Annotated in this window: 19 protein-coding genes and 2 pseudogenes; 18 read left to right on the top strand and 3 right to left on the bottom strand. The window is 60.2% G+C overall.

Features of this window, described 5'->3' with window-relative positions; all coding sequences use genetic code 11:
• Positions 1–147: 147 nt before the first annotated feature.
• On the bottom strand, positions 148–1,200 hold the full coding sequence (gene uxuA / locus ACRER8_RS15630) for a mannonate dehydratase (RefSeq protein ID WP_431747140.1): 1,053 nt from the start codon (positions 1,198–1,200) through the stop codon (positions 148–150).
• Positions 1,201–1,534: 334 nt separating this feature from the next.
• On the opposite strand from uxuA, the gene ACRER8_RS15625 reads away from it, so the two are divergent.
• Positions 1,535–2,824 (top strand): MFS transporter, encoded by a 1,290-nt coding sequence (locus tag ACRER8_RS15625; protein ID WP_431747139.1) that lies wholly within the window; start codon positions 1,535–1,537, stop codon positions 2,822–2,824.
• Positions 2,825–2,863: 39 nt separating this feature from the next.
• Here ACRER8_RS15625 and ACRER8_RS15620 read toward each other — a convergent pair whose 3' ends face one another.
• Positions 2,864–3,763 (bottom strand): LysR substrate-binding domain-containing protein, encoded by a 900-nt coding sequence (locus tag ACRER8_RS15620; RefSeq protein ID WP_431747138.1) that lies wholly within the window; start codon positions 3,761–3,763, stop codon positions 2,864–2,866.
• An 88-nt stretch (positions 3,764–3,851) separates the two neighbouring features.
• On the opposite strand from ACRER8_RS15620, the gene ACRER8_RS15615 reads away from it, so the two are divergent.
• The 7 genes and pseudogenes from ACRER8_RS15615 to ACRER8_RS15585 all read left to right on the top strand — a co-directional run bounded on the left by ACRER8_RS15615 (position 3,852) and on the right by ACRER8_RS15585 (position 10,132).
• Positions 3,852–5,270 carry an MFS transporter gene (locus ACRER8_RS15615; protein ID WP_431747137.1) on the top strand — a complete coding sequence of 473 codons (1,419 nt, stop codon included), beginning with the start codon at positions 3,852–3,854 and terminating at the stop codon, positions 5,268–5,270.
• An 18-nt stretch (positions 5,271–5,288) separates the two neighbouring features.
• On the top strand, positions 5,289–6,563 hold the full coding sequence (locus ACRER8_RS15610; protein ID WP_431747136.1) for a glucarate dehydratase family protein: 1,275 nt from the start codon (positions 5,289–5,291) through the stop codon (positions 6,561–6,563).
• A gap of 174 nt (positions 6,564–6,737) precedes the next feature.
• Positions 6,738–7,508 (top strand): hypothetical protein, encoded by a 771-nt coding sequence (locus tag ACRER8_RS15605; protein ID WP_431747135.1) that lies wholly within the window; start codon positions 6,738–6,740, stop codon positions 7,506–7,508.
• Between the two features lie 235 nt (positions 7,509–7,743).
• Positions 7,744–8,263: pseudogene (locus ACRER8_RS15600) on the top strand (amidohydrolase family protein).
• Positions 8,264–8,668, top strand: a pseudogene (locus ACRER8_RS15595) (isochorismatase family protein); the annotation flags it as partial. It abuts the pseudogene before it with no gap.
• Positions 8,669–8,895: 227 nt separating this feature from the next.
• Positions 8,896–9,303: an SRPBCC family protein gene (locus ACRER8_RS15590; RefSeq protein ID WP_431747134.1), complete on the top strand. Its 408-nt coding sequence runs from the start codon at positions 8,896–8,898 to the stop codon at positions 9,301–9,303.
• A 148-nt stretch (positions 9,304–9,451) separates the two neighbouring features.
• Positions 9,452–10,132, top strand: a complete 681-nt coding sequence (locus ACRER8_RS15585; protein ID WP_431747133.1) for a GntR family transcriptional regulator — start codon at positions 9,452–9,454, stop codon at positions 10,130–10,132.
• A 200-nt stretch (positions 10,133–10,332) separates the two neighbouring features.
• Here ACRER8_RS15585 and ACRER8_RS15580 read toward each other — a convergent pair whose 3' ends face one another.
• Complete coding sequence (locus ACRER8_RS15580) at positions 10,333–10,659, bottom strand: NIPSNAP family protein (protein WP_431747132.1); 327 nt, start codon at positions 10,657–10,659, stop codon at positions 10,333–10,335.
• Between the two features lie 185 nt (positions 10,660–10,844).
• On the opposite strand from ACRER8_RS15580, the gene ACRER8_RS15575 reads away from it, so the two are divergent.
• From ACRER8_RS15575 to ACRER8_RS15530, 10 genes are all read left to right on the top strand, one after another.
• Positions 10,845–11,726: an NAD(P)-dependent oxidoreductase gene (locus ACRER8_RS15575; RefSeq protein WP_431747131.1), complete on the top strand. Its 882-nt coding sequence runs from the start codon at positions 10,845–10,847 to the stop codon at positions 11,724–11,726.
• Positions 11,727–11,740: 14 nt separating this feature from the next.
• Positions 11,741–13,168 carry an aldehyde dehydrogenase family protein gene (locus tag ACRER8_RS15570; RefSeq protein ID WP_431747130.1) on the top strand — a complete coding sequence of 476 codons (1,428 nt, stop codon included), beginning with the start codon at positions 11,741–11,743 and terminating at the stop codon, positions 13,166–13,168.
• Between the two features lie 93 nt (positions 13,169–13,261).
• Positions 13,262–13,657 (top strand): carboxymuconolactone decarboxylase family protein, encoded by a 396-nt coding sequence (locus ACRER8_RS15565; RefSeq protein WP_431747129.1) that lies wholly within the window; start codon positions 13,262–13,264, stop codon positions 13,655–13,657.
• A 51-nt stretch (positions 13,658–13,708) separates the two neighbouring features.
• On the top strand, positions 13,709–15,049 hold the full coding sequence (locus ACRER8_RS15560) for an MFS transporter (protein ID WP_431747128.1): 1,341 nt from the start codon (positions 13,709–13,711) through the stop codon (positions 15,047–15,049).
• A gap of 27 nt (positions 15,050–15,076) precedes the next feature.
• Complete coding sequence (locus ACRER8_RS15555) at positions 15,077–16,000, top strand: NAD(P)-dependent oxidoreductase (protein WP_431747127.1); 924 nt, start codon at positions 15,077–15,079, stop codon at positions 15,998–16,000.
• Positions 15,997–16,386: a cupin domain-containing protein gene (locus ACRER8_RS15550; RefSeq protein ID WP_431747126.1), complete on the top strand. Its 390-nt coding sequence runs from the start codon at positions 15,997–15,999 to the stop codon at positions 16,384–16,386. The genes ACRER8_RS15555 and ACRER8_RS15550 overlap by 4 nt, the downstream gene beginning before the upstream one ends.
• A gap of 341 nt (positions 16,387–16,727) precedes the next feature.
• Positions 16,728–17,495: a carboxymuconolactone decarboxylase family protein gene (locus tag ACRER8_RS15545; RefSeq protein ID WP_431747125.1), complete on the top strand. Its 768-nt coding sequence runs from the start codon at positions 16,728–16,730 to the stop codon at positions 17,493–17,495.
• Positions 17,496–17,539: 44 nt separating this feature from the next.
• Positions 17,540–18,919 (top strand): MFS transporter, encoded by a 1,380-nt coding sequence (locus tag ACRER8_RS15540; RefSeq protein WP_431747124.1) that lies wholly within the window; start codon positions 17,540–17,542, stop codon positions 18,917–18,919.
• 29 nt (positions 18,920–18,948) lie between these two features.
• Positions 18,949–19,791, top strand: coding sequence for an N-acyl homoserine lactonase family protein (locus ACRER8_RS15535; protein ID WP_431747123.1), 843 nt, complete (start codon positions 18,949–18,951; stop codon positions 19,789–19,791).
• A complete protein-coding gene (locus ACRER8_RS15530; protein ID WP_431747122.1) occupies positions 19,788–20,555 on the top strand; it encodes an SDR family oxidoreductase in 768 nt (255 codons plus the stop codon). Before ACRER8_RS15535 ends, ACRER8_RS15530 begins: the two co-directional genes overlap by 4 nt.
• The last annotated feature ends 135 nt before the right edge of the window (positions 20,556–20,690 follow it).

The following is a 20,690-nucleotide window of genomic DNA, read 5'->3' as shown; positions in this document are numbered from 1 at the left end:
ATGGCGATGACGCTTGACTGCAGGAGTGAGCTCGCTCACGAAGACTGACCTTCAGAACCTACATTGGCTGTACCAGCCCCTTCGCGAGCAAGCTTGCTCCTACGGCCTCCGGCCAGAATCAGAAGCAGAAACGCGTAAGGCGTAGGTTCAATGCGCCGTCGGCAAACTCTTGCGAATCCCTTCCCACAACCCATTCAAATACACCGCGCCCAAGGCTCGGTCGTACAGCCCGTACCCCGGCTTGCCGGTTTCGCCCCAGATCATGCGGCCATGGTCGGGGCGGTAATACCCCTCGAAACCCGTCTCGACATAGGCTTTGACGATCTCGGCCATGTCCAGCGAGCCATCCTCGGAGCGGTGCGCGGTTTCGTGGAAGTCGCCGGCTGCATTGACTTTCACATTGCGCAGGTGGGCGAAATGGATGCGGCCCTGGCCACCGAACTCACGGACCAGCGATGGAATGTCGTTGCCAAGGTCGGCACCCAGTGACCCCGAGCACAGGGTCAGGCCGTTGGCCGGATCGTCGACCATGGCCATGATCCGCGCCAGATCCTCACGGTTCTTCACCACCCGTGGCATGCCGAACATCGAGCGCGGCGGGTCGTCGGGGTGCAGCGCCATCTTGATCCCTGCATCACGGGCGACCGGAATGATGCGTTCGAGGAAATACGCCAGGCGCTCGCGCAGGGTGTCTTCATCGACCTGAGCGTATTCGTTGATCAATGCGCGCAGGGTTTCAGGCTCGTAGCTGACGTCCCAGCCCGGCAGGCTGATGCCTTCGTCCAGATTGGCCTGCTCGATGACCGCAACGTCGAACGCCAGGGTGGTCGAGCCGTCCGGCAGCTCCATCGCCAGAGTCGAGCGCGTCCAATCGAACACCGCCATGAAGTTGTAGCAGACCACCTTGACCCCACAGGCCGCCAGGTTGCGCAAGGTCTGGCCGTAATTCTCGATCAGCCGGTCGCGACTTGGCAGACCACGCTTGATGTCTTCGTGAACCGGCACGCTTTCAATCACCTCGAGTTCCAGGCCATGGGCGTTCACGGTGGATTTCAGTTCGGCGATTTTCGCAAGCGGCCATACCTCGCCAACCGGGATGTCGTAAATGGCCGACACCACGCCGGTCATGCCGGGGATCTGGCGGATGTACTGCAGGGTAACGGGGTCGTTTTGCCCGTACCAACGGAAGGTCATCTTCATCGCTGATTCCTTGTTGTTGTGAGTTTCGTAGCGCCAGGCCGGGAGCGGTCGCTTGCGCGGCGAGCGGAAGCCGAGTCGCCGAAGCATAGATTGGTCAGGCCAAATTATGCAAATGGCAACCGTTGAGGGATAAATCTGCGAAAAAAACCAGTATTTGATTTCCATAACTCGGTTTTCGGGGCTAGTATCGGCTGCATTCGGGTATTTGGTCAGGCCAATCTACGGTTTTCGATGTGGTGTTAATTCATCGAAAGATTCTGCTCAGAGCGGCTCCCAGGCCCTGCCCGAAGCGTGCACGAAGTCTTACTCATAAAAATAATCAGGAGGACTCGCTATGCAGAAAGGTCGTTGGTTGGTCATTTTTCTGTGCTTCCTTGCCGTAGCCATCAATTACGTCGATAGGGCCAACCTCGCGGTGGCCGCTCCCTATATCCAGAAAGAACTCGGTTTGGGCTCAGGGCAAATGGGCCTGCTGCTCAGCGGTTTCTTCTGGACCTACGCACTGATGCAAATGCCCTTTGGCTGGTTCGTCGACAAAGTCGGCGCGAAGATCGCGTTGCCTCTGGCGGTAGCCTGGTGGTCGCTGTTCACGGCAGCCACGGCCATAGCCAGCAGTCTGGCGGCGATGTTCGGCTGCCGCTTGATGCTCGGCATTGGTGAGGCCGGGGCTTACCCGTCCTGCGCCAAGATCGTCAGTCAGTGGTTCGACGTGAAAGAGCGCGGTTTCGCCACCAGTATCTTCGACAGTGGCTCGCGGGTCGGCTCGGCGTTATCGATCCCGCTGGTGGCACTGATCATTGAACTTTGGGGCTGGCGCGCTTCGTTCGTGATTACCGGCGCAGTGGGAGTGATTTGGGTAATCGGCTGGTTCCTGATCTACAAGGAGCCAAAGGCGGTTGCCGCGATCGAGCAGCATGAAGCCGGCAAGGCCGCGATGCTCGCCGCGCGGCCCAAGGTCAAGTGGGTGTCGCTGTTTCGTTACCGCACCCTGTGGGGCATGATGCTCGGCTTCTTCTGCCTGAACTTCGTGATCTACTTCTTCATCACCTGGTTTCCGACCTATCTGGTCACCGAGCGCGGTTTCTCGCTGAAGTCGCTCGGTACGCTGGGCACCATTCCGGCGATTGCGTCGGTTGTCGGCGGCTGGATCGGCGGCCTGACTTCCGACGCGCTGTATCGCCGGGGCTGGAGCCTGACCGCTGCGCGCAAGACCTGCATCGTCGGAGGAATGTTGATGTCGTCGAGCATTTCGCTGTCCGTGTTCACGGAAAACACCTACGTGATGCTGGGGTTCTTCAGTCTGGCTTATGCGAGCCTGGCGTTCGCCGGCTCCTGTATCTGGTGCTTGCCGGCTGACGTTGCGCCAAGCCCGGCCCACGTAGCCTCGATCGGCGGCATCCAGAACTTCGCGTCCAACACCGCCGGGATCTTCATCACCACGTTCACCGGCTTCATGCTGGTAATGAGCAATGGCTCGTTCACGGCACCGCTGATGACTGCCGGGGCGTTCGCGTTGTTGGGCGCGTTCAGCTATCTGTTTATCGTCGGCAAGATCGAGCCGCTGTCGGTCACGCCGGAGCCGTCACCGGTGGCCGATGCAACAACTACCGCGCAACGCACCTGACGCTTGTTCGAGTGCGGCGTGCTTTTAGCGCCGCACCCGTCAAGCGGCTTCGGCTTTGACCGCCGCCCGGATCGCTTCCAGCAGCATCATGCACGCGGGGTTGTCGTTATCCGAACGCCACACCAGATGCAGCTCGCTCTGCACACCTTCGCCCAGATCGATGTCGCGAAAAACCACGTTCCTGAATACCACGTTGGTGGCGCAGCGAGGCACCAGCGCCAGGCCCATGCCTGCATTGACCAGCGCCAGAATCGTCAGCGAGGAACCCAGCCATTGCACGTACTCCGGTGCCACCTGAGCCGAGCGCAGAGTGCCGGTCAGCAACTCGTTGAACGGCGGATAGGCTGAGTGCGAATACATCAGGAACGGCTGGGCATCCAGGTCCTGCACCGAAACTGCATCGGCATTGGCCAACGGATGGCTGCCAGGCACGGCCAGAACGAAAGGCTCGCGCACCAGACATTCGGTTTCGTAGCCCGTCTGCAGCAGTGGCGCACGGACGATGCCCAAATCGATACGTCTGGCGCGCAGCGCCTCGTGTTGCGAGTAGGTGTTCATCTCGGTCAGGGAGATCTTCACATGCGGCTGGCTAAGGCGCGCCTCGGCGATGACCTTGGGCAGAAACTCATATACCGCACTGCCCACGAAACTGATGGTCACCGAACCGATGTCACCTTCGGCAAAGCGGCGGGCCGCAAGGGAGGCTTGCTGCGCGCGTTCGAGCAGGTTTTGCGCCTCGATGAAAAACGCCCGACCGGCAGCGGTCAATGCCACGCTGCGGGTGCTGCGGGTAAACAACTCGACGCCCAGATGATGTTCCAGCAGCTGGATCTGCCGACTTAGAGGCGGTTGAGTCATGTTCAGGCGTTCGGCGGCGCGACGGAAATTGAGTTCAGTCGCCACCGTAACGAAGCAGCGCAATTGGGCGAGTTCGAACATTGATATATTCCGGGTATCAATCAACAGTCAATCTAGATTAGACGGGAACAATACCAGCGTCCATTATCGGCTCATCCCCAAAAAAACAATGAACGGGAGTTGCCTCTTGAATAATGTCCTTCCCGCTGCGGACGTCTCGGTGCTTGCACGTGCGGCTTCCAAGGTGAAGCGCCATGTCTTGCCGCTATTCGTCATCATGTTCATCGTCAACTACATCGACCGGGTGAACATCGGCTTCGTGCGCAGCCACATGGAAACCGACCTGGGCATTGGTGCCGCTGCTTATGGACTTGGCGCCGGGCTGTTTTTCGTCGGCTACGCGCTGTTCGAAGTGCCTTCCAACATGCTCCTGCAACGCTTCGGCGCTCGCGCCTGGCTGACCCGCATCATGCTCACCTGGGGCGCGGCGGCGATGGCGATGGCCTTCGTGCGCGGGGAAACCAGCTTTTATGTGTTGCGTTTCATCCTCGGTGCGGCCGAAGCGGGTTTCTTCCCCGGCATCATTTATTACTTCACGCAATGGCTGCCTTCCAGTGAGCGCGGCAAGGCAATGGCGATCTTCCTCAGCGGCTCGGCAGTGGCTTCGGTGATTTCGGGGCCAGTGTCCGGTGCGCTGCTCGGCATCGATGGTCTGAGTCTGCACGGCTGGCAGTGGATGTTCCTGATTGAAGGCTTTGCCTCAATCGTTCTGTGCGGTTTCGTCTGGTTCTGGCTGCAGTCGCATCCCAGCGAAGCGAAGTGGTTGAGTGAAGAAGAGAAGCAAGCGCTGACCACGGCAGTGGAACAAGAGCAGAGCGCTCGCGAGGCGGCGCAACTGGTCAAACCCTCGATGTTCAAGCTGCTGGCTGACCGGCAGATCCTGCTGTTCTGCTTCATCTATTTCTCGGTGGCATTGACCATTTATGGCGCCACTTTCTGGCTGCCGAGCATGATCAAGAAAATGGGCGGCATGAGCGACTTCGACGTCGGTCTGTTCAACTCCATTCCCTGGATCATTTCGATTGTCGCCATGTACGGCTTCGCAGCGCTGGCCGCGCGCTTCAAGCATCAGCAAGCGTGGGTCGCCGTGACACTGGTGATCGCCGCCTGCGGCATGTTCATGTCCACCATTGGCGGCCCGGTATTCGCCTTCGTCGCCATCTGCTTTGCAGCGATCGGTTTCAAAGCGGCGTCCGCGCTGTTCTGGCCGATTCCCCAGGGCTATCTGGATGCGCGCATCGCGGCGGCGGTGATTGCGCTGATCAACTCGGTCGGCAATCTCGGCGGCTTCGTCGCCCCGACCGCATTCGGTTTCCTCGAACAGACTACAGGTTCCATTCAAGGCGGCATGTATGGCTTGGCGATCACGTCGCTGGTGGCTGCCGTGGTGATTTTCTTCGCCCGTATGACGCCCAAAGGAGAGTCGCGGGATAAACCTCGCCGCGACCAGAGCCGCCCGCCAGTTGAAAAAACGGTTTCACAGCGTGTTGCCGCCACCCTCACTTCCACTCCAAGCCTCAAACCCTGATCGACCGGGAGAAGTCTTTTGAAAATCACGCGTGTCACCGTCACTCCGATTGCCTTTCGTGATCCTCCACTGCTCAATGCCAGCGGCATTCACGAACCTTTCGCCCTGCGCTCGATTATCGAGGTGGAAAGCGATAACGGTTACATCGGTCTGGGCGAAAGCTATGGCGACGCCCCGGCGCTGGCGATCCAGCAGCAGTTGCAAAGCCAACTGGTCGGTATGGACCCGTTCAACCTCAACCGATTGCGTGAGGTGGTCAAAGCCACGGTCGCCGCCAACAAGCCTGCCAGCATCGCCGGTGCCGAGCTGGCCCCTGGTTCCCATGCCAGTAAAGCGGTGAGCAATGCCTATTCGGCGTTTGAAGTCGCGTTTCTCGATCTGCAGGCACGCTCGATGAACCTGCCGCTGGTGGATCTGCTCGGTGGCGCGGTGCGGGATCAGGTGCCGTTCAGCGCCTACCTGTTCTTCAAATACGCACAACACGCCGATTCGCCTTATGCGCCTGACAGCTGGGGCGAGGCGTTGAGCGAGGAACAGATCGTCGCCCAGGCCCGGCGCATGATCGAGGCGTACGGCTTCAAGAGCATCAAGCTCAAGGCCGGCGCACTGGATCCGGAGCACGAAGTGGCATGCATCAAGGCACTGAAAAAAGCCTTTCCCGGTTACCCGCTGCGCATCGATCCGAACGGCAACTGGTCCTTGGAGACCTCGATTCGCATGGCCGAACTGCTGGGCGATGACCTGCAATATTACGAAGACCCGACACCGGGCCTGGACGGTATGTCCGAGCTGCACAAGCGCACCGGGTTGCCGCTGGCGACCAACATGGTGGTCACCGATTTCGACGAGTTCCGACGCAGCGTGGCGCTGAACAGTGTGCAGATCGTCCTTGCCGATCATCATTACTGGGGCGGTCTGCGTGATACCCAGGCGCTGGCGAAGATGTGCGAAACCTTTGGCCTTGGCGTGTCGATGCACTCCAATTCGCACCTGGGCATCAGCCTGATGGCTATGGCCCACGTGGCCGCCGCGTTGCCAAATCTGGATTTCGCCTGCGACACCCATTACCCATGGCAGGAGCCGGACGAGGAAGTGATCAAGGGCGGCAAGCTGCCGATCATCGACGGCTGCGTGAAGATCACCCGCGATCCGGGCCTCGGTCTGGAACTGGACTATGACCAGTTGGGCAAGCTCAACGACCAGTTCCTGAGCTGCGGCATACGCCAGCGTGATGACGTCAAGCAAATGCAAAAATACAAAGCGGACTGGAAGGCCGTTAAGCCAAGGTATTGAGGGTATGCGCAGCCTGTGGCCGTCCGATTTGCCGAATGCAGCGTCTTCGGCATTTCGAATGCAGCAAGCTGTGCTGCTTCCATACATGATGTCCGTTCCCTCGTAAAAATCGAACGCTCACGATCGCCGGACCTCGAAAGAAAAGACCCTCGGGGTAACTCTGGAGAGATGAAGATGATCAGTTCGCGCAAGACGTTGATGCCTCTGTTGTTTGTCGCCGTGGCTGCTGCATCGAGCGGCGCCATGGCTCAGTATCCCGACTCATCGTCTGTCATGCTTGCCGCCTCCGGAATTGGCGGCGGGGGAGCGGGCGGTGGTGGTTCGGCAGGAGCAGGCGCGGGAGGCGGTGGAGTCGGTAGGACGGCGGGTACTGGCGCAACTGGCACCAACGGCAGCAATAGCGGCAACACCAATGCCACAGGGACCAACGGCACCAACAGCAGCAACACCAACGCCACAGGGACTAACGGCAGCAATAGCGGCAACACCAATGCCACAGGGACCAACGGCACCAACAGCGGCAACACTAACGCGACAGGGACTAACGGCACCAACAGCGGCAACACCAATGCCACTGGCACCAACGGTACGAATGCCAACGGTACCAATGCCACGAACAGCAATGGCAGCAACAGCAGCAATACCAACGCCACCGGCACCAATGGCACGAACAGCAACAGCACCGACGCCGCTCATACCAATGGCAGCAACAGCAATAATACGACGGCCCCTGGCGCCAGCGGCGTGAATAACTCCGGCGGTCAGAACGGCGTGAACGGGAGCAATATAGGCCCCACCAATCCTGCGTTGAGACCTGGCACGGGTGGCGGCGCATCTTCAGCGCCGTCCTCCAGCGGCACCGGCGATTCTTTGCAACAACAACGTCAGGACAGCGGAGAGCGGATGATCATGGAGCGCAAGGGCCAGCTGCAGGAGAGTAATTGAGGCGGGGCCCGAGACCGCGATACCTGTGGGAGCGAATTCATTCGCGAGAGGGCGTGACAGGCAGCGAAGACGTCCCGGCAGCCCGAACTTCCCGCAAATGAATAGGCTCCCACACGGAATCCCCCCTGGCCGAACGGCGCCAACTGAATCACCGCTTCCGCTGCCGTCCTAATCTCGATGTTTCCCTCGGGGATCGAGGCATTGCGAAACCATCACGCCGAAGAACATAGAGCGAGTGAAGGCGCTGGGTGGCGGTATCGCGATTCAGGACCGCATGGCCTTTCAGGGCGAGTACTTCGTCGAGCGCTATGGCGCCAAGGCCGGTCAGCACACGCCACCGATCACACGCATGCTTGCCGAAGGTGTACCGGTGTGCGCGGGTACTGACGCCACCCGCGTCTCGAGCTACAACCCGTGGACCTCGCTGTACTGGAGGGACCGTGGGCGGTCTGGAGCTATATCCGGAAGGTTTGTCCCGCGAGACCGCGCTGGAACTGTTCACCCGCGGCAGTGGCTGGTTCTCGTCGGAACAGGGCAGGAAAGGCCAGATCAAGGTCGGCCAGCTGGCAGACGTGGTGGCCTTGTCACAGGATTTTTTCAGCGTGCTGGAGGAGTCGATCAAGTGGATCGAGTCGGTACTGACCATCGTCGACGGCAAGGTGGTGTACGCCTCCGGTGAATTCGATGATCTGGCGCCGCCCGGAGTGCCCGTGCTGTCGGACTGGTCGCCGGTAGCGAAGGTGCCGGGACACTAAAAAATGTTCCCGGACGCGCCCTACATCGCCCGTCCCGGCCAGATCAATGCCTGGGACAACGAGGATTTCGTCAAGGCGATCAAGGCCACCGGGCGCAAGCAACTGATCATCGCCGGTGTGGTGACCGATGTGTGCGTGGCGTTCCCGACCCTGTGCGCGCTGGAAGAGGGCTTTGACGTGTTCGTGGTGACCGATGCGTCCGGCACCTTCAACGAAGTCGTGCAACAAGCCGCCTGGGTCCGCATGACTGCTGCCGGCGCGCAACTGATGAACTGGTTCTCGGTCGCCTGCCAGCTGCAACGCGACTGGCGCAACGACATGGAAGGCTTGGCCAAACTGCTGTCCGAGCGCATCCCGAACTACCGCAACCTGATGAACAGCTACTCGGCGTTCACTGCCAAGTGATCAAGGCGACGCCAAGGCCTTGCCTCACTCACCTGTAGCAGCCCGGCTCGCCGGCGCTGGCGCCTTGAGATCGCTGCCGCCGGCACGCCGTGCTGCTACAGAAGTTCTATTGTCATCGCCGGAAGTCGTAGACAGGAATCTTTCCTTTTGTGGGGAACATCGATTGACGGCTTGTACGAGGTCCGAAAGCGGCCTTAAGCTGCGCTTCACTATCATTGGAGGTCACCATGGCTCAAGCATCTGCATCCGTTAACATCCCGGTTTCGCCTGATCAGGTCTGGCAGTTGGTGGGCGGCTTCAGCTCCTTGCCAGACTGGCTGCCGTTCATTGCCAAAAGCGTACCCGACGAAGGCGGGCGGGTTCGTCATCTGACCACCCAGGACGGCGCGCAGATCAGCGAGCGCCTGCTGTCGTTTGACGACCAGGCCCGCACTTATACTTACTCGATCACCCAGGGGCCGTTTCCGGTCACCCATTACCAGGCAACCCTCAAGGTCACTGCCGATGGCGATCAGGGCGCACGGGTCGACTGGTCGGGCACCTTCACCCCCGATGGCATTTCCGATGCGCAAGCCGAAGCGCTGTTTCTAGACGTTTATGAGGGCGGTCTGAAAGCATTGAAGGGGAATTTCTGATTTATTTTTCCGAAACGACCTGTAATACAATACGATTGTTTTGCGCGGGCTGAATCATGAAGATCGGCCCCTCAATCAAAGCCAAAAGCGCTTCTCGTTCTTGACGAGGAGCGCAGCCATGACATTCACGGGTCTTCAGGAATACAGCATGAAAGTACTACGCCAGGCGTCGTCCTTGCGGCATCAAGTGCAGGATGCACTGCGCAATGAAATCATCTCGGGGCGTTTCAAACCCGGTGATCGGCTGGTGGAGCAGCAGCTTTATACGGCGCTGGATGTCAGCCGTACCTCGTTGCGTGAAGCATTGCGGCAACTGGAGGCGGAGGGACTGGTGGAGCAAGTGCCGCATCGCGGTGCTTATGTCGCGTCGGTCGACGCCAACGATGCGGTGCAGATCTACGACGTGCGCGGCGCGCTGGAAGTCCTGGCCGTGCGCAATTTCGTGCGTTATGCCACGGATGAAGATATCGGTGAGCTGGCTGAAGTCTTCGATGAATTCGTCGAGCAATCCCGCACCGCAAGCCTCGACGGCACCACGCTGCTGGATATCAAACGACGCTTCTACCACGTTCTGCTGGACATCGAGCAGAGCCGGGTAGTGGGCGGGATGCTGGAGCAACTGAACAACCGCGTGAGTCTGCTGCGCGCGCTGTCTCTGGGACGCGAGGGGCGCATGCCGCATACCCTGGCGGAACTCAAAGAGATTGTGCGAAACATCCAGCTGCGCGACGAAGAGGGGGCCTGCGCGGCGGCGTTGCTGCATGTCGAAAATGCTTCGAAGAACGTGCTCGAATTGCTCGCGAGCACCGCTGGGCATTCGGCTCAGTAACCAAGCGTCGGAATGCGTATCGCATTATCCCGAGCGCATAACGTTGTAGCAGCCCGGCTTGCCGGCGGTAGCGATTTTTACAAACGCCGCCGCCGGCAAGCCGTGCTGCTACAGCTCTTTTACGCGCCAGCCCAGACACCGCCGAACGTGGGATGATCTGCCGCAGACAGAACCCAATCTCCCGTCAGACAGCCCCCCGATCATCGCAACGCCGAATACCCCGTCGGCGTCATAAACTGATTCTCGATGCGCTCGACAATAATCGCCTGCGCCTCGCTCGCCGCCCGTTTAGCGATCCACTCGGCATCACTCTGAAACGCATTCCACTTCGTCTCGCGCTCGGCGAGGCTTTCCCATTGCAGCAGGTAGGTCAGCGACTGGTTGGTCGCGCCGGTCAGGTTGGTCCAGAAACCAATCTGCTTGATCCCGTACTTTTCGAAAAAACCCAGCGTGGTGCCGGTGAAACGCTCATGCAAGGCCGGGAGTCGGCCAGGGGCGCAGTGGTAAGTACGCAGTTCGACAATCATTCGTTCAACTCCATCAAGGATGCTACGGGAAGGAAACTGTAAACCATGAAACCTCAAATCAGCCTATTGACCGATTGTATGACAGTCATATAGTTTTATCTCACCTGCTCACGAACGTCGAGGGAAAACCGCAAGACGCCGCCTCGACCCGATCAACAAGAACATAAAAATCAAAGGGCACGACCATGACGCAACCGCAACGGATCGGCTTCATCGGACTGGGCATGATGGGCACACCGATGACCGCCTGTCTGGCCAAGGCCGGATTTCAACTGTTTCTCGCAGACGCCGATGCCGGGCGCTTGAGCGACGTACAGGCGACCTTGAAGGCTAGCGCACTGACCCCCGACAACGCCAATGCCCTCGACGTCCTGATCACCATGCTGCCCAACTCGAATATTGTCGAGTCGGTGCTGCTGGGCGAGGGGGGATGGGCTGCATCCCTGGCACCCGGCGCTGTAGTGATCGACATGAGCTCTTCGGAGCCTGCACGTTCTCGCGACCTGGGCCAGAAGCTGAAATCCCTCAACCTGCAATACCTGGATGCGCCAGTGTCCGGCGGAGTCAAACGCGCCGTTGATGGCAGCCTGGCGATTCTGGTCGGCGGCGATGCGGACATAATGCAACGCTGTCGCCCGGTGCTGGATGCCATGGGCAAGAACATTCTGCACATTGGCGATGCGGGTTCCGGCCATGCCGCCAAGGCGTTGAACAACTTCGTCTCGGCAGCGGGCCTGATGGCTACTGTCGAAGCGCTGCATGTCGCCAAACGCTTCGGTATCGAGCCGGAGGTAATGGTCGATGTGCTCAATGCCTCCAGCGGCGGCAGCAACACCTCGCTGAACAAAGCCAAGCAATTCATGCTCAGTGGCTCCTTCGGTTCGGGGTTCTCCATGCTGCTGATGAACAAGGACCTGAAAATCGCCAAGGGCCTGTCGGATGCGCTGGACTACCCACTGACGTTTGGCCAGAGCGCGATCAAGGTGTGGAACGACGTGTCGCAGAACGCCACGCCGACCACCGATCACACCGAGATGTACCGCATGCTGGCCAAGGAAGGCGAGTGAAGGAGCCCGTTGTCATGTCACATGCCGCCAGTTTTTACATTGATGGGCGCTGGGTCGAACCCGCATCGCCTTCCTGGTTCGACGTAATCGACCCGGCCACCGAAACCGTGGTCGAGCGCCTGGCTCTGGGTAATGCCAGTGACGTGGACCGTGCCGTGGCCGCCGCCCGCAGAGCCCTGCCGGATTATGCCAAGACCAGCGTCGCCGAGCGCATCGCCTTGCTGCAACGCATCGTCGCGATCTACGAACGTCGTCAGGAAGAGTTCGCTCAGGCCATGCGCGTGGAGATGGGCTCGCCAATCACGTTTTCGCGAAAGTTTCAGGTGCCGCGCGGCTGGCTTCATCTGAATCAGATGATCGAGGTGTTGCAACGCTTTGAGTTCGAAGAAGCGCTGGGTAGCACGTTGCTGCGTCATGAGCCTGTGGGTGTCTGCGGCCTGATCACCCCGTGGAACTGGCCGATCAATCAGATCGTGGTCAAGGTCGCGCCAGCCTTGGCAGCCGGTTGCACCATGGTCCTCAAACCCAGCGAATATTCGCCCCTGAGCAGCCTGCTGTTCGCCCAGGTGCTGGATGAGGCGGGTGTGCCGGCGGGCGTGTTCAATCTGGTCAATGGCGATGGGCCGGGCGTGGGTGCGGCGCTGTCGGCACATCCCGATATCGACATGCTGTCCTTTACCGGTTCGACCCGGGCTGGCGTGCTGGTCGCCAAATCCGCAGCCGATACGGTCAAGCGTGTGGCGCAGGAGCTGGGCGGCAAGTCGGCGAACATTCTGCTCGACGACGTTGATTTGGAAGACGCCGTGACCCGTGGTGTAGCGGCGTGCTTCACCAACAGCGGCCAATCGTGCTCGATCCCGACGCGCATGCTGATCCCGCGCGCGCTGATGGATGACGCGATCCAGATTGCCAAGGCCGCCGCCGAAGGCTATAGCGTCGGCGCCACCACCGATGAAGCCACGCAGCTTGGCCCCTTGGTCAATCGCGCGCAGTTTCGCCGGGTGCAGAGCTTGATCCAGACCGGTATCGACGAAGGTGCGCAACTGGTGACGGGCGGAGTAGGTCTGCCAGACGGCATCCATAAGGGCTACTACGCCAGGCCGACGGTGTTCGCTTACGTCACGCCGCAGATGACTATCGCCCGGGAAGAAATCTTTGGCCCGGTGCTGTCGATGATTGCCTACCAAAGCGAGTCGGATGCGGTCGCCATCGCCAACGGCACCCACTATGGCCTGGCCGCTTATGTGCAGTCGGCCGATCAGCAACGGGCGCGCGATGTCGCTCGGCAATTGCAGGCCGGTAGCGTGCACCTGAATTATCCGCCCGCCGATTTCGCCGCGCCGTTCGGCGGCGTGAAGCGCTCCGGCAATGGCCGCGAGTGGGGCGAGTATGGTCTGCGCGAATACCTGGAAGTGAAATCCCTGGTGGGTTACGGCGCCTGACTCATCGCAGGTATGGGTGCCGTCACTCAAAAAAATTTCGCTGTTTTAGTTGTATGACAATCAGTCGATCGTACGAATAAAGGTGGTAAGACGATGGAAGACAACGAACGCTTCAACCAAGGCTTCAACAACCGTAAGGAAGTGCTGGGCGACCGTCACGTCGAGAAGTCCTGGGCGGCGGCAGACGACTTCAATCGGCCGATGCAGAAGCTGGTCACCGAATATTGCTGGGGCGAGATCTGGGGCGATCCGACGCTGTCGTTCAGGACCCGCAGCATCATCAACATCGCCATGCTCACTGCCATGAGTCAGCACCATGAACTGAGCGTTCATGTACGCGGGGCGCTGCGCAATGGCGTGACCAAGGACGAGATCCGCGCCGTGCTGATGCAGGCGGCGGTGTACTGCGGCGCCCCACTGGGGCTTGCCGCCTTTCGCGTGGCCTCGGACGCGATCAAGGCCTATGAGGCGGAAGTCTCGGCGCCCTGAAGCCAACACAACCCAATGCTTGCGTCCGACAATAACTATAAGGACAACGTCATGAGCACATACGCCCCAGCCAGCTCGGTGGCTGAAACCGAGCAGTCGATAGAGAAGAAAAGAAGAAACGCCATCAAGGGTGCTTTCTTCTCCGAATACATCGACATGTTCGACATCTACCTGCCGGTGGTGGTGTTGTCCCCGGTGCTGTTCTTCTTTCAACCTGCGCAGTTGTCGCCAGGCATGGCCGCGATCCTCGCTTCGCTGGTGTTCATCACTACGCTGCTGGGGCGCCCGATAGGCGCCTTGCTGTTCGGCATGATCGCCGACAAGACCGGCCGACGCATGGCGTCGATCTACTCGGTGTCGGGGTTTGGTGTGGTCACGCTGCTGATCGCCCTGTTGCCAGGCTACGAGAGCATCGGGATTGCATCGTACTGGGCGCTGGTGCTGCTGCGTTTCGTCGACGGGATTTTCCTTGGTGGCGGCTACACAGGCGCCATGCCGTTGGCCATCGAATATTCGAAGAAACATCAGCGCGGCTTCGTCGGCGGCCTGATCATCGCCGGTTTTCCCTTGGCGTACGTCAGCATCAATCTGGTAGCGATGCTGATGTTCATGCTGTTCCCGCTCGATGGCCCAGGCTCGCCTTACGTGGTGTGGGGCTGGCGCATTCCGTTCGTGATTGGCGCGGTGCTGGCCGGAGTGCTGGCGCTGTATTACGTGTACGCGGTCTCGGAATCGGAAATCTGGGAGAGCGAAGCCGGCAACAAGCCCCGGGAAAAACTGCCACTGACCGATCTGCTCAGAGGCAAGAGCGGCCGCAATCTGCTGCAGGTGCTGTTGATGATGACCGGCTTTTGGCTGACCCAGAACATCATCACCATTTTCCTGCCCACCGGATTGCTCAGAAACACATTGCACCTCTCGGGATTGGAAGTCACCGGCACCTTGTTGATCGCCTATTCGGTGCTGTTTTTCAGCTACATCGGCTCGGGAATGATCGGTCAGAAGATCGGCCGGCGGCGCTTCTTCATCACCCTGGGGCCGATCATCGCCACGGTGGGCGCGGCAATCATCTATGTGCTGGGCACCGTACAGGGGCTTTCGCTGCCAATGGTCATCGTCTTGGTCTGCGTGCTGTCGGTGCTGGTCACCGCGCCCTGGGGTGTGATCGTGACCTACATCAACGAACGTTTCGTGACCGACGTGCGCGCCACCGGTTTTGGGGTCGGCTTCAGTCTGTCTGTGATCATCCCGTCGTTCTACGCCTTCTACATGGCCTGGCTCGGCGAATTCATGCCGTTCAACGTCACGCCCGCCGTACTGCTGGTGATTGGCGGAGTGATCGCCACCATCGGCGCCTGGATGGGGCCGGAAACCAAAGACGTGGATTTCTAGGATTCACTGCAAGTGAGGAGAGTCGTCGTGAACAACACAATCCTGGGTTTCATTGGCTTGGGCAACATGGGCGGGCGCATGACGCGCTGCCTGGTGAATGCCGGGCTCAACGTGCTCGGTTATGACACAGATACTCAGCGGACCATGGACGCAGGCGCGCAGGTGGCGGCATCGGTTGCACAAATCGCTGCCGAAGCAAGCGTGATCCTGCTGTCGCTGCCGGACAGCAAAGTCGTCGAGGCCGTCGTCGAAGGACCGCACGGGCTGCTGGCCCATAGTCGCGAAGGGCAGATCATCGTCGACCTCAGCACTGCCGCCGCCAGTTCGACAATTCGCCTGCACGGTCTGTTTGCCGAGCGCGGCGTGCAGTACATCGACGCCGGGATATCCGGTGGTGCAGCGGCTGCGGAAAAGGGCGCGCTGACGCTGATGGTCGGTGGCGACGCAGCGACGGTCGAGGCCTTGGCCTGGGTCTTCGAACCCATTGCCAGCAAGGTGTTCCTGATGGGTGAAAGCGGGGCCGGGCATACCACCAAACTGCTCAATAACTTCCTCAACGCAGTGAGCCTGGCGGCCACCGCCGAGGTGATGGTCGCCGGCAAGAAGGCCGGCCTGGATCTGCACCGCCTGCTCGATGTGCTGAACAGCAGCAGTGGGGTGAATTTCGCCACGCTCAACCGATTTCCGCACATCGTCGACGGCAATTACCTGGAAGGCGGCCTGACCGGCAAATTGATGAGCAAGGACGTAGTGCTGTACCTGGACCGGGCCCGTGAACTGGGTGTCGCCTCGCTCAATGCCTCGGGTCCGCTGGCCAGTTTCGGCCTGCAAGTGGCGCTCGGCTACGGCGATCAGATCAGCAACAGAGTGGTGGACGCCATCGGCGATATGTCCGGTGGGGTGCGCCTGCATGAATCGACTGAAGAATCGGTGAAAGGAGACAAGGTATGAAGGTTTTTCACGGCGCTGTCGAAGGCGCGATTTCCGAACAGCGCGGCGCCACATTCACCGGTGTGGTCTGGGCCGATCCGGTGATGCCGACCACCGACGGGGTGACGATCAACAACGTCTCGTTCAACCCCGGCGCGCGCACGTTCTGGCATTACCACGAACAGGGCCAAGTGCTGTACGTCACCGCGGGCAGTGGCTGGATTTGTCTGGAGGGCAGTGAGCCGCAGGTGATTCGCCAGGGCGACACGGTGTGGATCGGGCCGAACGAACGGCACTGGCATGGCGCCAATACCAAGAACTTCATGGTTCACACCGCCACCTCCATCGGCAAGACCGTATGGCAGGAAGCGGTGGCGGATGTGGACTATTTGCGTGGTGCGGAATGACCTGTAGATCCCGTTGGCACGCCGGTTAGCCGGGACTTTCCACACGTCCTGGGGGGAGCGAATTCATTGGCGATGCGGTGGTACTGACCCGGCTCTATCGGATGTACAGGCCAATCGCGAATGAATTCGCGCCCACAAGGGGGGCCTGGTTCGTCCAGCACCTGTGGCAGTCCGGCTTGCCGGCGGCGCCCGCTGGATCGCTGCCGCCAGCAAGTCGGCTCGTACAGAGTCAGGCGGCGCGTGGAAGAACGCCACCGTCGGCAAGCCGTGCTGCGTTCGCAACCGTTGTCCTGCACGCGGGCACGACCGTATTGCAAAGACTTGATCACAAGAGGAACACCATGAGCCTCACACAAAAACAACAACAGGCCAAAGATGCCTTCGCCCAAAGCGGCGGCATCTGGAATCTGGCCTGGGACAGCATGCTGCGTCTGGACCCCGGCTTTGTCGAAGCCTACGCAGGCTTCGCCGCTGTCCCGTGGCGCAAGAATCATCTGCCGCTCAAGGTCAAGGCGTTCATTGCGCTGGCGGCCAGTGCCGCCGCGACGCATCTGTTTCGTCCCGGTGTTCATGAACATCTACGGGTCGCCCTGGCCCACGGCGCCACGGGCGAGGAATTGATGGAAGTGCTGGAGTTGATCAGCACCGTCGGCATTCACGCCTCCAACGTCGGCGTGCCTGTGCTGCTGGAAGTGCTGGAAGAAGAGGGCATGCGCGACGGCCCCGAGCCTCTGGATGCCCGGCGAGAAGCGTTGAAAACCAGCTTCATCGAAAACCGCGGCTACTGGCATTCCTCGTGGGAAGGGCTGTTGGAGCTGGACCCGGAGCTGTTCGAAGCCTACGTCGAATTCTCTTCGGTGCCCTGGCGCACCGGCGTGCTGGAGCCCAAGGTTAAGGAGCTGATGTATTGCGCGTTCGACGCGGCCGCCACGCACCTCTACGTACCGGGCCTGAAGCTGCACATGCGCAACGCCCTGCGTTATGGCGCGACCAAGGAAGAGCTCATGGAAATGCTCGAGATCGTCAGCGTTATTGGCATTCATGGCGCGCTGGTCGCAGCACCCATGCTGGAACATGCGCTCGCTCCAAACAGCCACGACGCGCAATAACCTCGCCCACCGCAGCCTTATAAAAATAACGACGGGGAACGCACATGAACACAGCATCAAGTATCGGCCTACGGCTGGACCGGTTGTCGTTGTCGGGGTTTCACTACCGCTTGCTAGGTTTGATCGCTGCCGGCATGTTCTTCGACTCATTCGATATCTACATTGCCGGTTCGGTGCTCGCGGCGCTGATCAACAACCACGAATCCACCCTGGCGCTGAACGCTACATTCGTCTCGGTGACCTTCATCGGCATGATGTCAGGGGCCTGGTTGTCCGGTGTACTCGGCGATCGCTTCGGGCGTCGGTTCACCTATCAGTTCAACCTCGGGATCTACGGATTCGCCTCCATCGCCGCAGCGTTGTCTCCTTCGGTGTATTGGCTGATTTTCTTCCGGCTGGTCATGGGCGTGGGCATGGGCGCGGAAATCGTAGTGGGCTACGGCACGCTGAGCGAATTCATCCCGGCAGCATGGCGCGGACGCTTTGGCACCATCCTCAATCTGATCATCAACACTTCGTTGTTCCTGGCGGCATTTCTCGGCTGGCTGATCATTCCTCGCTTCGGTTGGCGCTGGATGTTTGCCATTGCCGGAGTAGGCGCGCTGATCGTCTGGTTCCTGCGTAAAAACATGCCCGAGTCGCCGCGTTGGCTGGCATCCCAGGGGCGCCACATGGAGGCCGATAAAATCGTTTCCAGCATCGAGGCTCGCTGTGGGGTCAATCCCGGTAGCGTTGCTCCGATCCAGATAACGTCACAGGCCCAAACCCCGCCCACGCGCATGCGTGAGCTGTTCTCGCGCCGACTTCTGAGCCGAACCATTACCGGGATCACCGTGCTGGTGGCTCTGTTTACCGTCAACTACGCCTTCGTCAGCTGGATTCCAACCTTTCTGGTGCAACAAGGCCACAGCGTCTCAAACTCGCTGGGCCTGACCACACTGATGTTCGCCGGCGGCCCGCTGGGCTCGCTGATCGCCTTCGCACTGGCCGAACGGCTGGGGCGCAAGTGGGGCATCGTATTGTTCTCGCTGGTGGGCATCGGCTTCGGTGTGAGCTACCCGTTCGCCGAATCCGAGACGGCGATCATTGCTGCCGGCTTCGCCATTACCGCCTGTATCTATGTGTTGTCGTCGTTGAGCGTGGCCAGTTATGTGCCCGAGCTGTTTCCAACGGAGCTGCGGCTGCGGGGCGCCGGCCTGTGCAATGCCATTGGCCGGGGCGTCAACATCCTCGTGCCTTACGCGATCGCGGCGGTGTTCGCCGGCTTCGGCATCGTCGGGGTGATCTCGCTGATCGTCGGCACGCTGTTAATGCAGGCAGTGATCGTCGGCGCGATCGGTCCTGAAACCAAGAACCGATCACTGGAAGACATCGCGACCGCGCCGCTTCCCGTGGAGCCTGTGCATCGAGAAATCAAAACCTGAATTCGCCTGATTCTATTTGGAGTTTCTGCATGAACACGCAAGCGAAGACTGTCAGACCGAACTGGACTGACCCTGAAGTGATCGTGGTGCGTTACGGCACCCGGCAAACCACCAAGAGCGAGTGCTATTACAACTTTCGCGCCTATCGTGAGCCGGATGCGGAAATCACCATGGACTACTTCTTCTGGATCTTCCGCAATGCCGAGCAGACCATCGTCATCGACACCGGATTCAGCCCCGAAGCGGCTACCGCGCGGCGTCGACAACCGGTGGTAGCACCTGCCGATGCGCTGGCGCGGCTGGGGATCGACCCGCTGGAGGTCAAGCTGCTGGTGCTGACCCACGCGCATTACGATCACGCCGGTAATCTGGGGCTTTATCCCAATGCACAGATCGTCATGTCGCGCCGCGAGTTCGAGTTCTGGGGCACAGACATGGGCAAGCGGCCGCAGTATGCCCATCACATTGACCCGCTGGACATCGAGCGCATTCAGGCGCTGCATCGCGACGGCCGCATCACCTTGCTGGATGAGCCGCGCAACACGCTGATTCCCGGCATCGAACTGTACGAAATCGGCGGCCACACGCCCGGGCAGATGGCGGTGGTGGTGGAAATGCCTGAAGGCCCGGTGATTCTCGCGTCGGACGCTATTCATTATTACGACGAGTTGGAACAGGACCGGCCGTTTGCCGTACTCGACAGCCTGGCCGATATGTACCAGGGCTACGAGCAGATTCGCCAATGGCTGCAGCGTCCGGGCGCGGTGGTGGTACCGGGGCATGATCCTGATGTGATGAATCGTTTTGCGCCGGTGGATCCGGGCGATCCCTCGTTCGCCGTGCGGATCGACGCCAACGGAGCGGGGAGATGAAGGGCCGTACAGCGTTGGTGACCGGCTCATCCGACGGCCTCGGTCTGGCGATGGGCAGAGGTCTCGCCGCAGCGGGATGCAACCTGATATTGCATGGTCTTGCTACGCCGCAAGACATGCGCCAAACGTGCGATGAACTGATGCTGGCCCATGATGTGCGAGTCAGCTACGTGCAGGCAGATCTATCGGTGCCCGAAGAAATTGAAAGGTTGTTCGACGTGGCGGGCAGTGTCGATGTGCTGATCAATAACGCCGTGGTGAGGCATTTCGCTCCGCTGGCCGAATTTCCGCTGGAGCGTTGGGATCAGGCACTGGCGGTGAATCTGACGGCAGCGTTTCGCGCAATCCAGCGGGTTTTGCCCGGCATGCGTGAGCGTCAATGGGGACGCATTTTCAACCTGTCTTCGGCCTATGGCTCACGCGCCATCGCCAACCGTATCGATTACGTCACCACCAAAACCGCGTTGCTGGGCCTGACTCGCGCCGTGGCCGTGGAAACCCAGGGGCAGGGCATCACCTGCAACGCCGTATGTCCGGGCTCGGTGCTGACGCCGAACATCGAAAGTCGCCTGACCGCGCTGATGGCCCGGGAACAACTGGACCGCGAGACGGCAACGCGCAAGTTTCTGCAAGGTAAGCAGGCGACCGGGCGTTTCGTCGAGGCCAGTCATGTGGCGGACCTGATCGTGTTCCTGTGCAGCGAATCGGCGGCATCCATCACCGGGGCTACGCTGCCGGTAGATGACGGGTGGATGGCGGGGTGATGGCCTGATTCGCCGATTCGCCGATTCGCCGTTGGTCGATTTCGGATTGGAATGGATTACCTGTAGGAGCCGGCTTGCTGGCGAAAGCGCAGTTCCAGCCTACTCATCTGTAGCTGACCCACCGCATTCGCCAGC

This window comes from Pseudomonas sp. (genome assembly GCF_050739935.1).
In the GTDB taxonomy this organism is placed as follows: Bacteria; Pseudomonadota; Gammaproteobacteria; order Pseudomonadales; family Pseudomonadaceae; genus Aquipseudomonas.
Note: the sequence above shows the minus strand (reverse complement) of the source record. Positions and strands in the feature narration are given on the sequence as shown.

What these genes read in the sequence shown, in the direction of transcription:
- ACRER8_RS15625 (WP_431747139.1), top strand. Translation starts at nt 1,535, where the DNA reads ATGCAGAAAGGTCGTTGGTTGGTCATTTTTCTGTGCTTCCTTGCCGTA.
- ACRER8_RS15605 (WP_431747135.1), top strand. Translation starts at nt 6,738, where the DNA reads ATGATCAGTTCGCGCAAGACGTTGATGCCTCTGTTGTTTGTCGCCGTG.
- ACRER8_RS15575 (WP_431747131.1), top strand. Translation starts at nt 10,845, where the DNA reads ATGACGCAACCGCAACGGATCGGCTTCATCGGACTGGGCATGATGGGC.
- ACRER8_RS15590 (WP_431747134.1), top strand. Translation starts at nt 8,896, where the DNA reads ATGGCTCAAGCATCTGCATCCGTTAACATCCCGGTTTCGCCTGATCAG.
- ACRER8_RS15580 (WP_431747132.1), bottom strand. Translation starts at nt 10,659, where the DNA reads ATGATTGTCGAACTGCGTACTTACCACTGCGCCCCTGGCCGACTCCCG.
- ACRER8_RS15540 (WP_431747124.1), top strand. Translation starts at nt 17,540, where the DNA reads ATGAACACAGCATCAAGTATCGGCCTACGGCTGGACCGGTTGTCGTTG.
- ACRER8_RS15565 (WP_431747129.1), top strand. Translation starts at nt 13,262, where the DNA reads ATGGAAGACAACGAACGCTTCAACCAAGGCTTCAACAACCGTAAGGAA.
- ACRER8_RS15570 (WP_431747130.1), top strand. Translation starts at nt 11,741, where the DNA reads ATGTCACATGCCGCCAGTTTTTACATTGATGGGCGCTGGGTCGAACCC.
- ACRER8_RS15530 (WP_431747122.1), top strand. Translation starts at nt 19,788, where the DNA reads ATGAAGGGCCGTACAGCGTTGGTGACCGGCTCATCCGACGGCCTCGGT.
- ACRER8_RS15620 (WP_431747138.1), bottom strand. Translation starts at nt 3,763, where the DNA reads ATGTTCGAACTCGCCCAATTGCGCTGCTTCGTTACGGTGGCGACTGAA.
- ACRER8_RS15550 (WP_431747126.1), top strand. Translation starts at nt 15,997, where the DNA reads ATGAAGGTTTTTCACGGCGCTGTCGAAGGCGCGATTTCCGAACAGCGC.
- ACRER8_RS15545 (WP_431747125.1), top strand. Translation starts at nt 16,728, where the DNA reads ATGAGCCTCACACAAAAACAACAACAGGCCAAAGATGCCTTCGCCCAA.
- ACRER8_RS15535 (WP_431747123.1), top strand. Translation starts at nt 18,949, where the DNA reads ATGAACACGCAAGCGAAGACTGTCAGACCGAACTGGACTGACCCTGAA.
- ACRER8_RS15585 (WP_431747133.1), top strand. Translation starts at nt 9,452, where the DNA reads ATGAAAGTACTACGCCAGGCGTCGTCCTTGCGGCATCAAGTGCAGGAT.
- uxuA (WP_431747140.1), bottom strand. Translation starts at nt 1,200, where the DNA reads ATGAAGATGACCTTCCGTTGGTACGGGCAAAACGACCCCGTTACCCTG.
- ACRER8_RS15615 (WP_431747137.1), top strand. Translation starts at nt 3,852, where the DNA reads ATGAACGGGAGTTGCCTCTTGAATAATGTCCTTCCCGCTGCGGACGTC.
- ACRER8_RS15560 (WP_431747128.1), top strand. Translation starts at nt 13,709, where the DNA reads ATGAGCACATACGCCCCAGCCAGCTCGGTGGCTGAAACCGAGCAGTCG.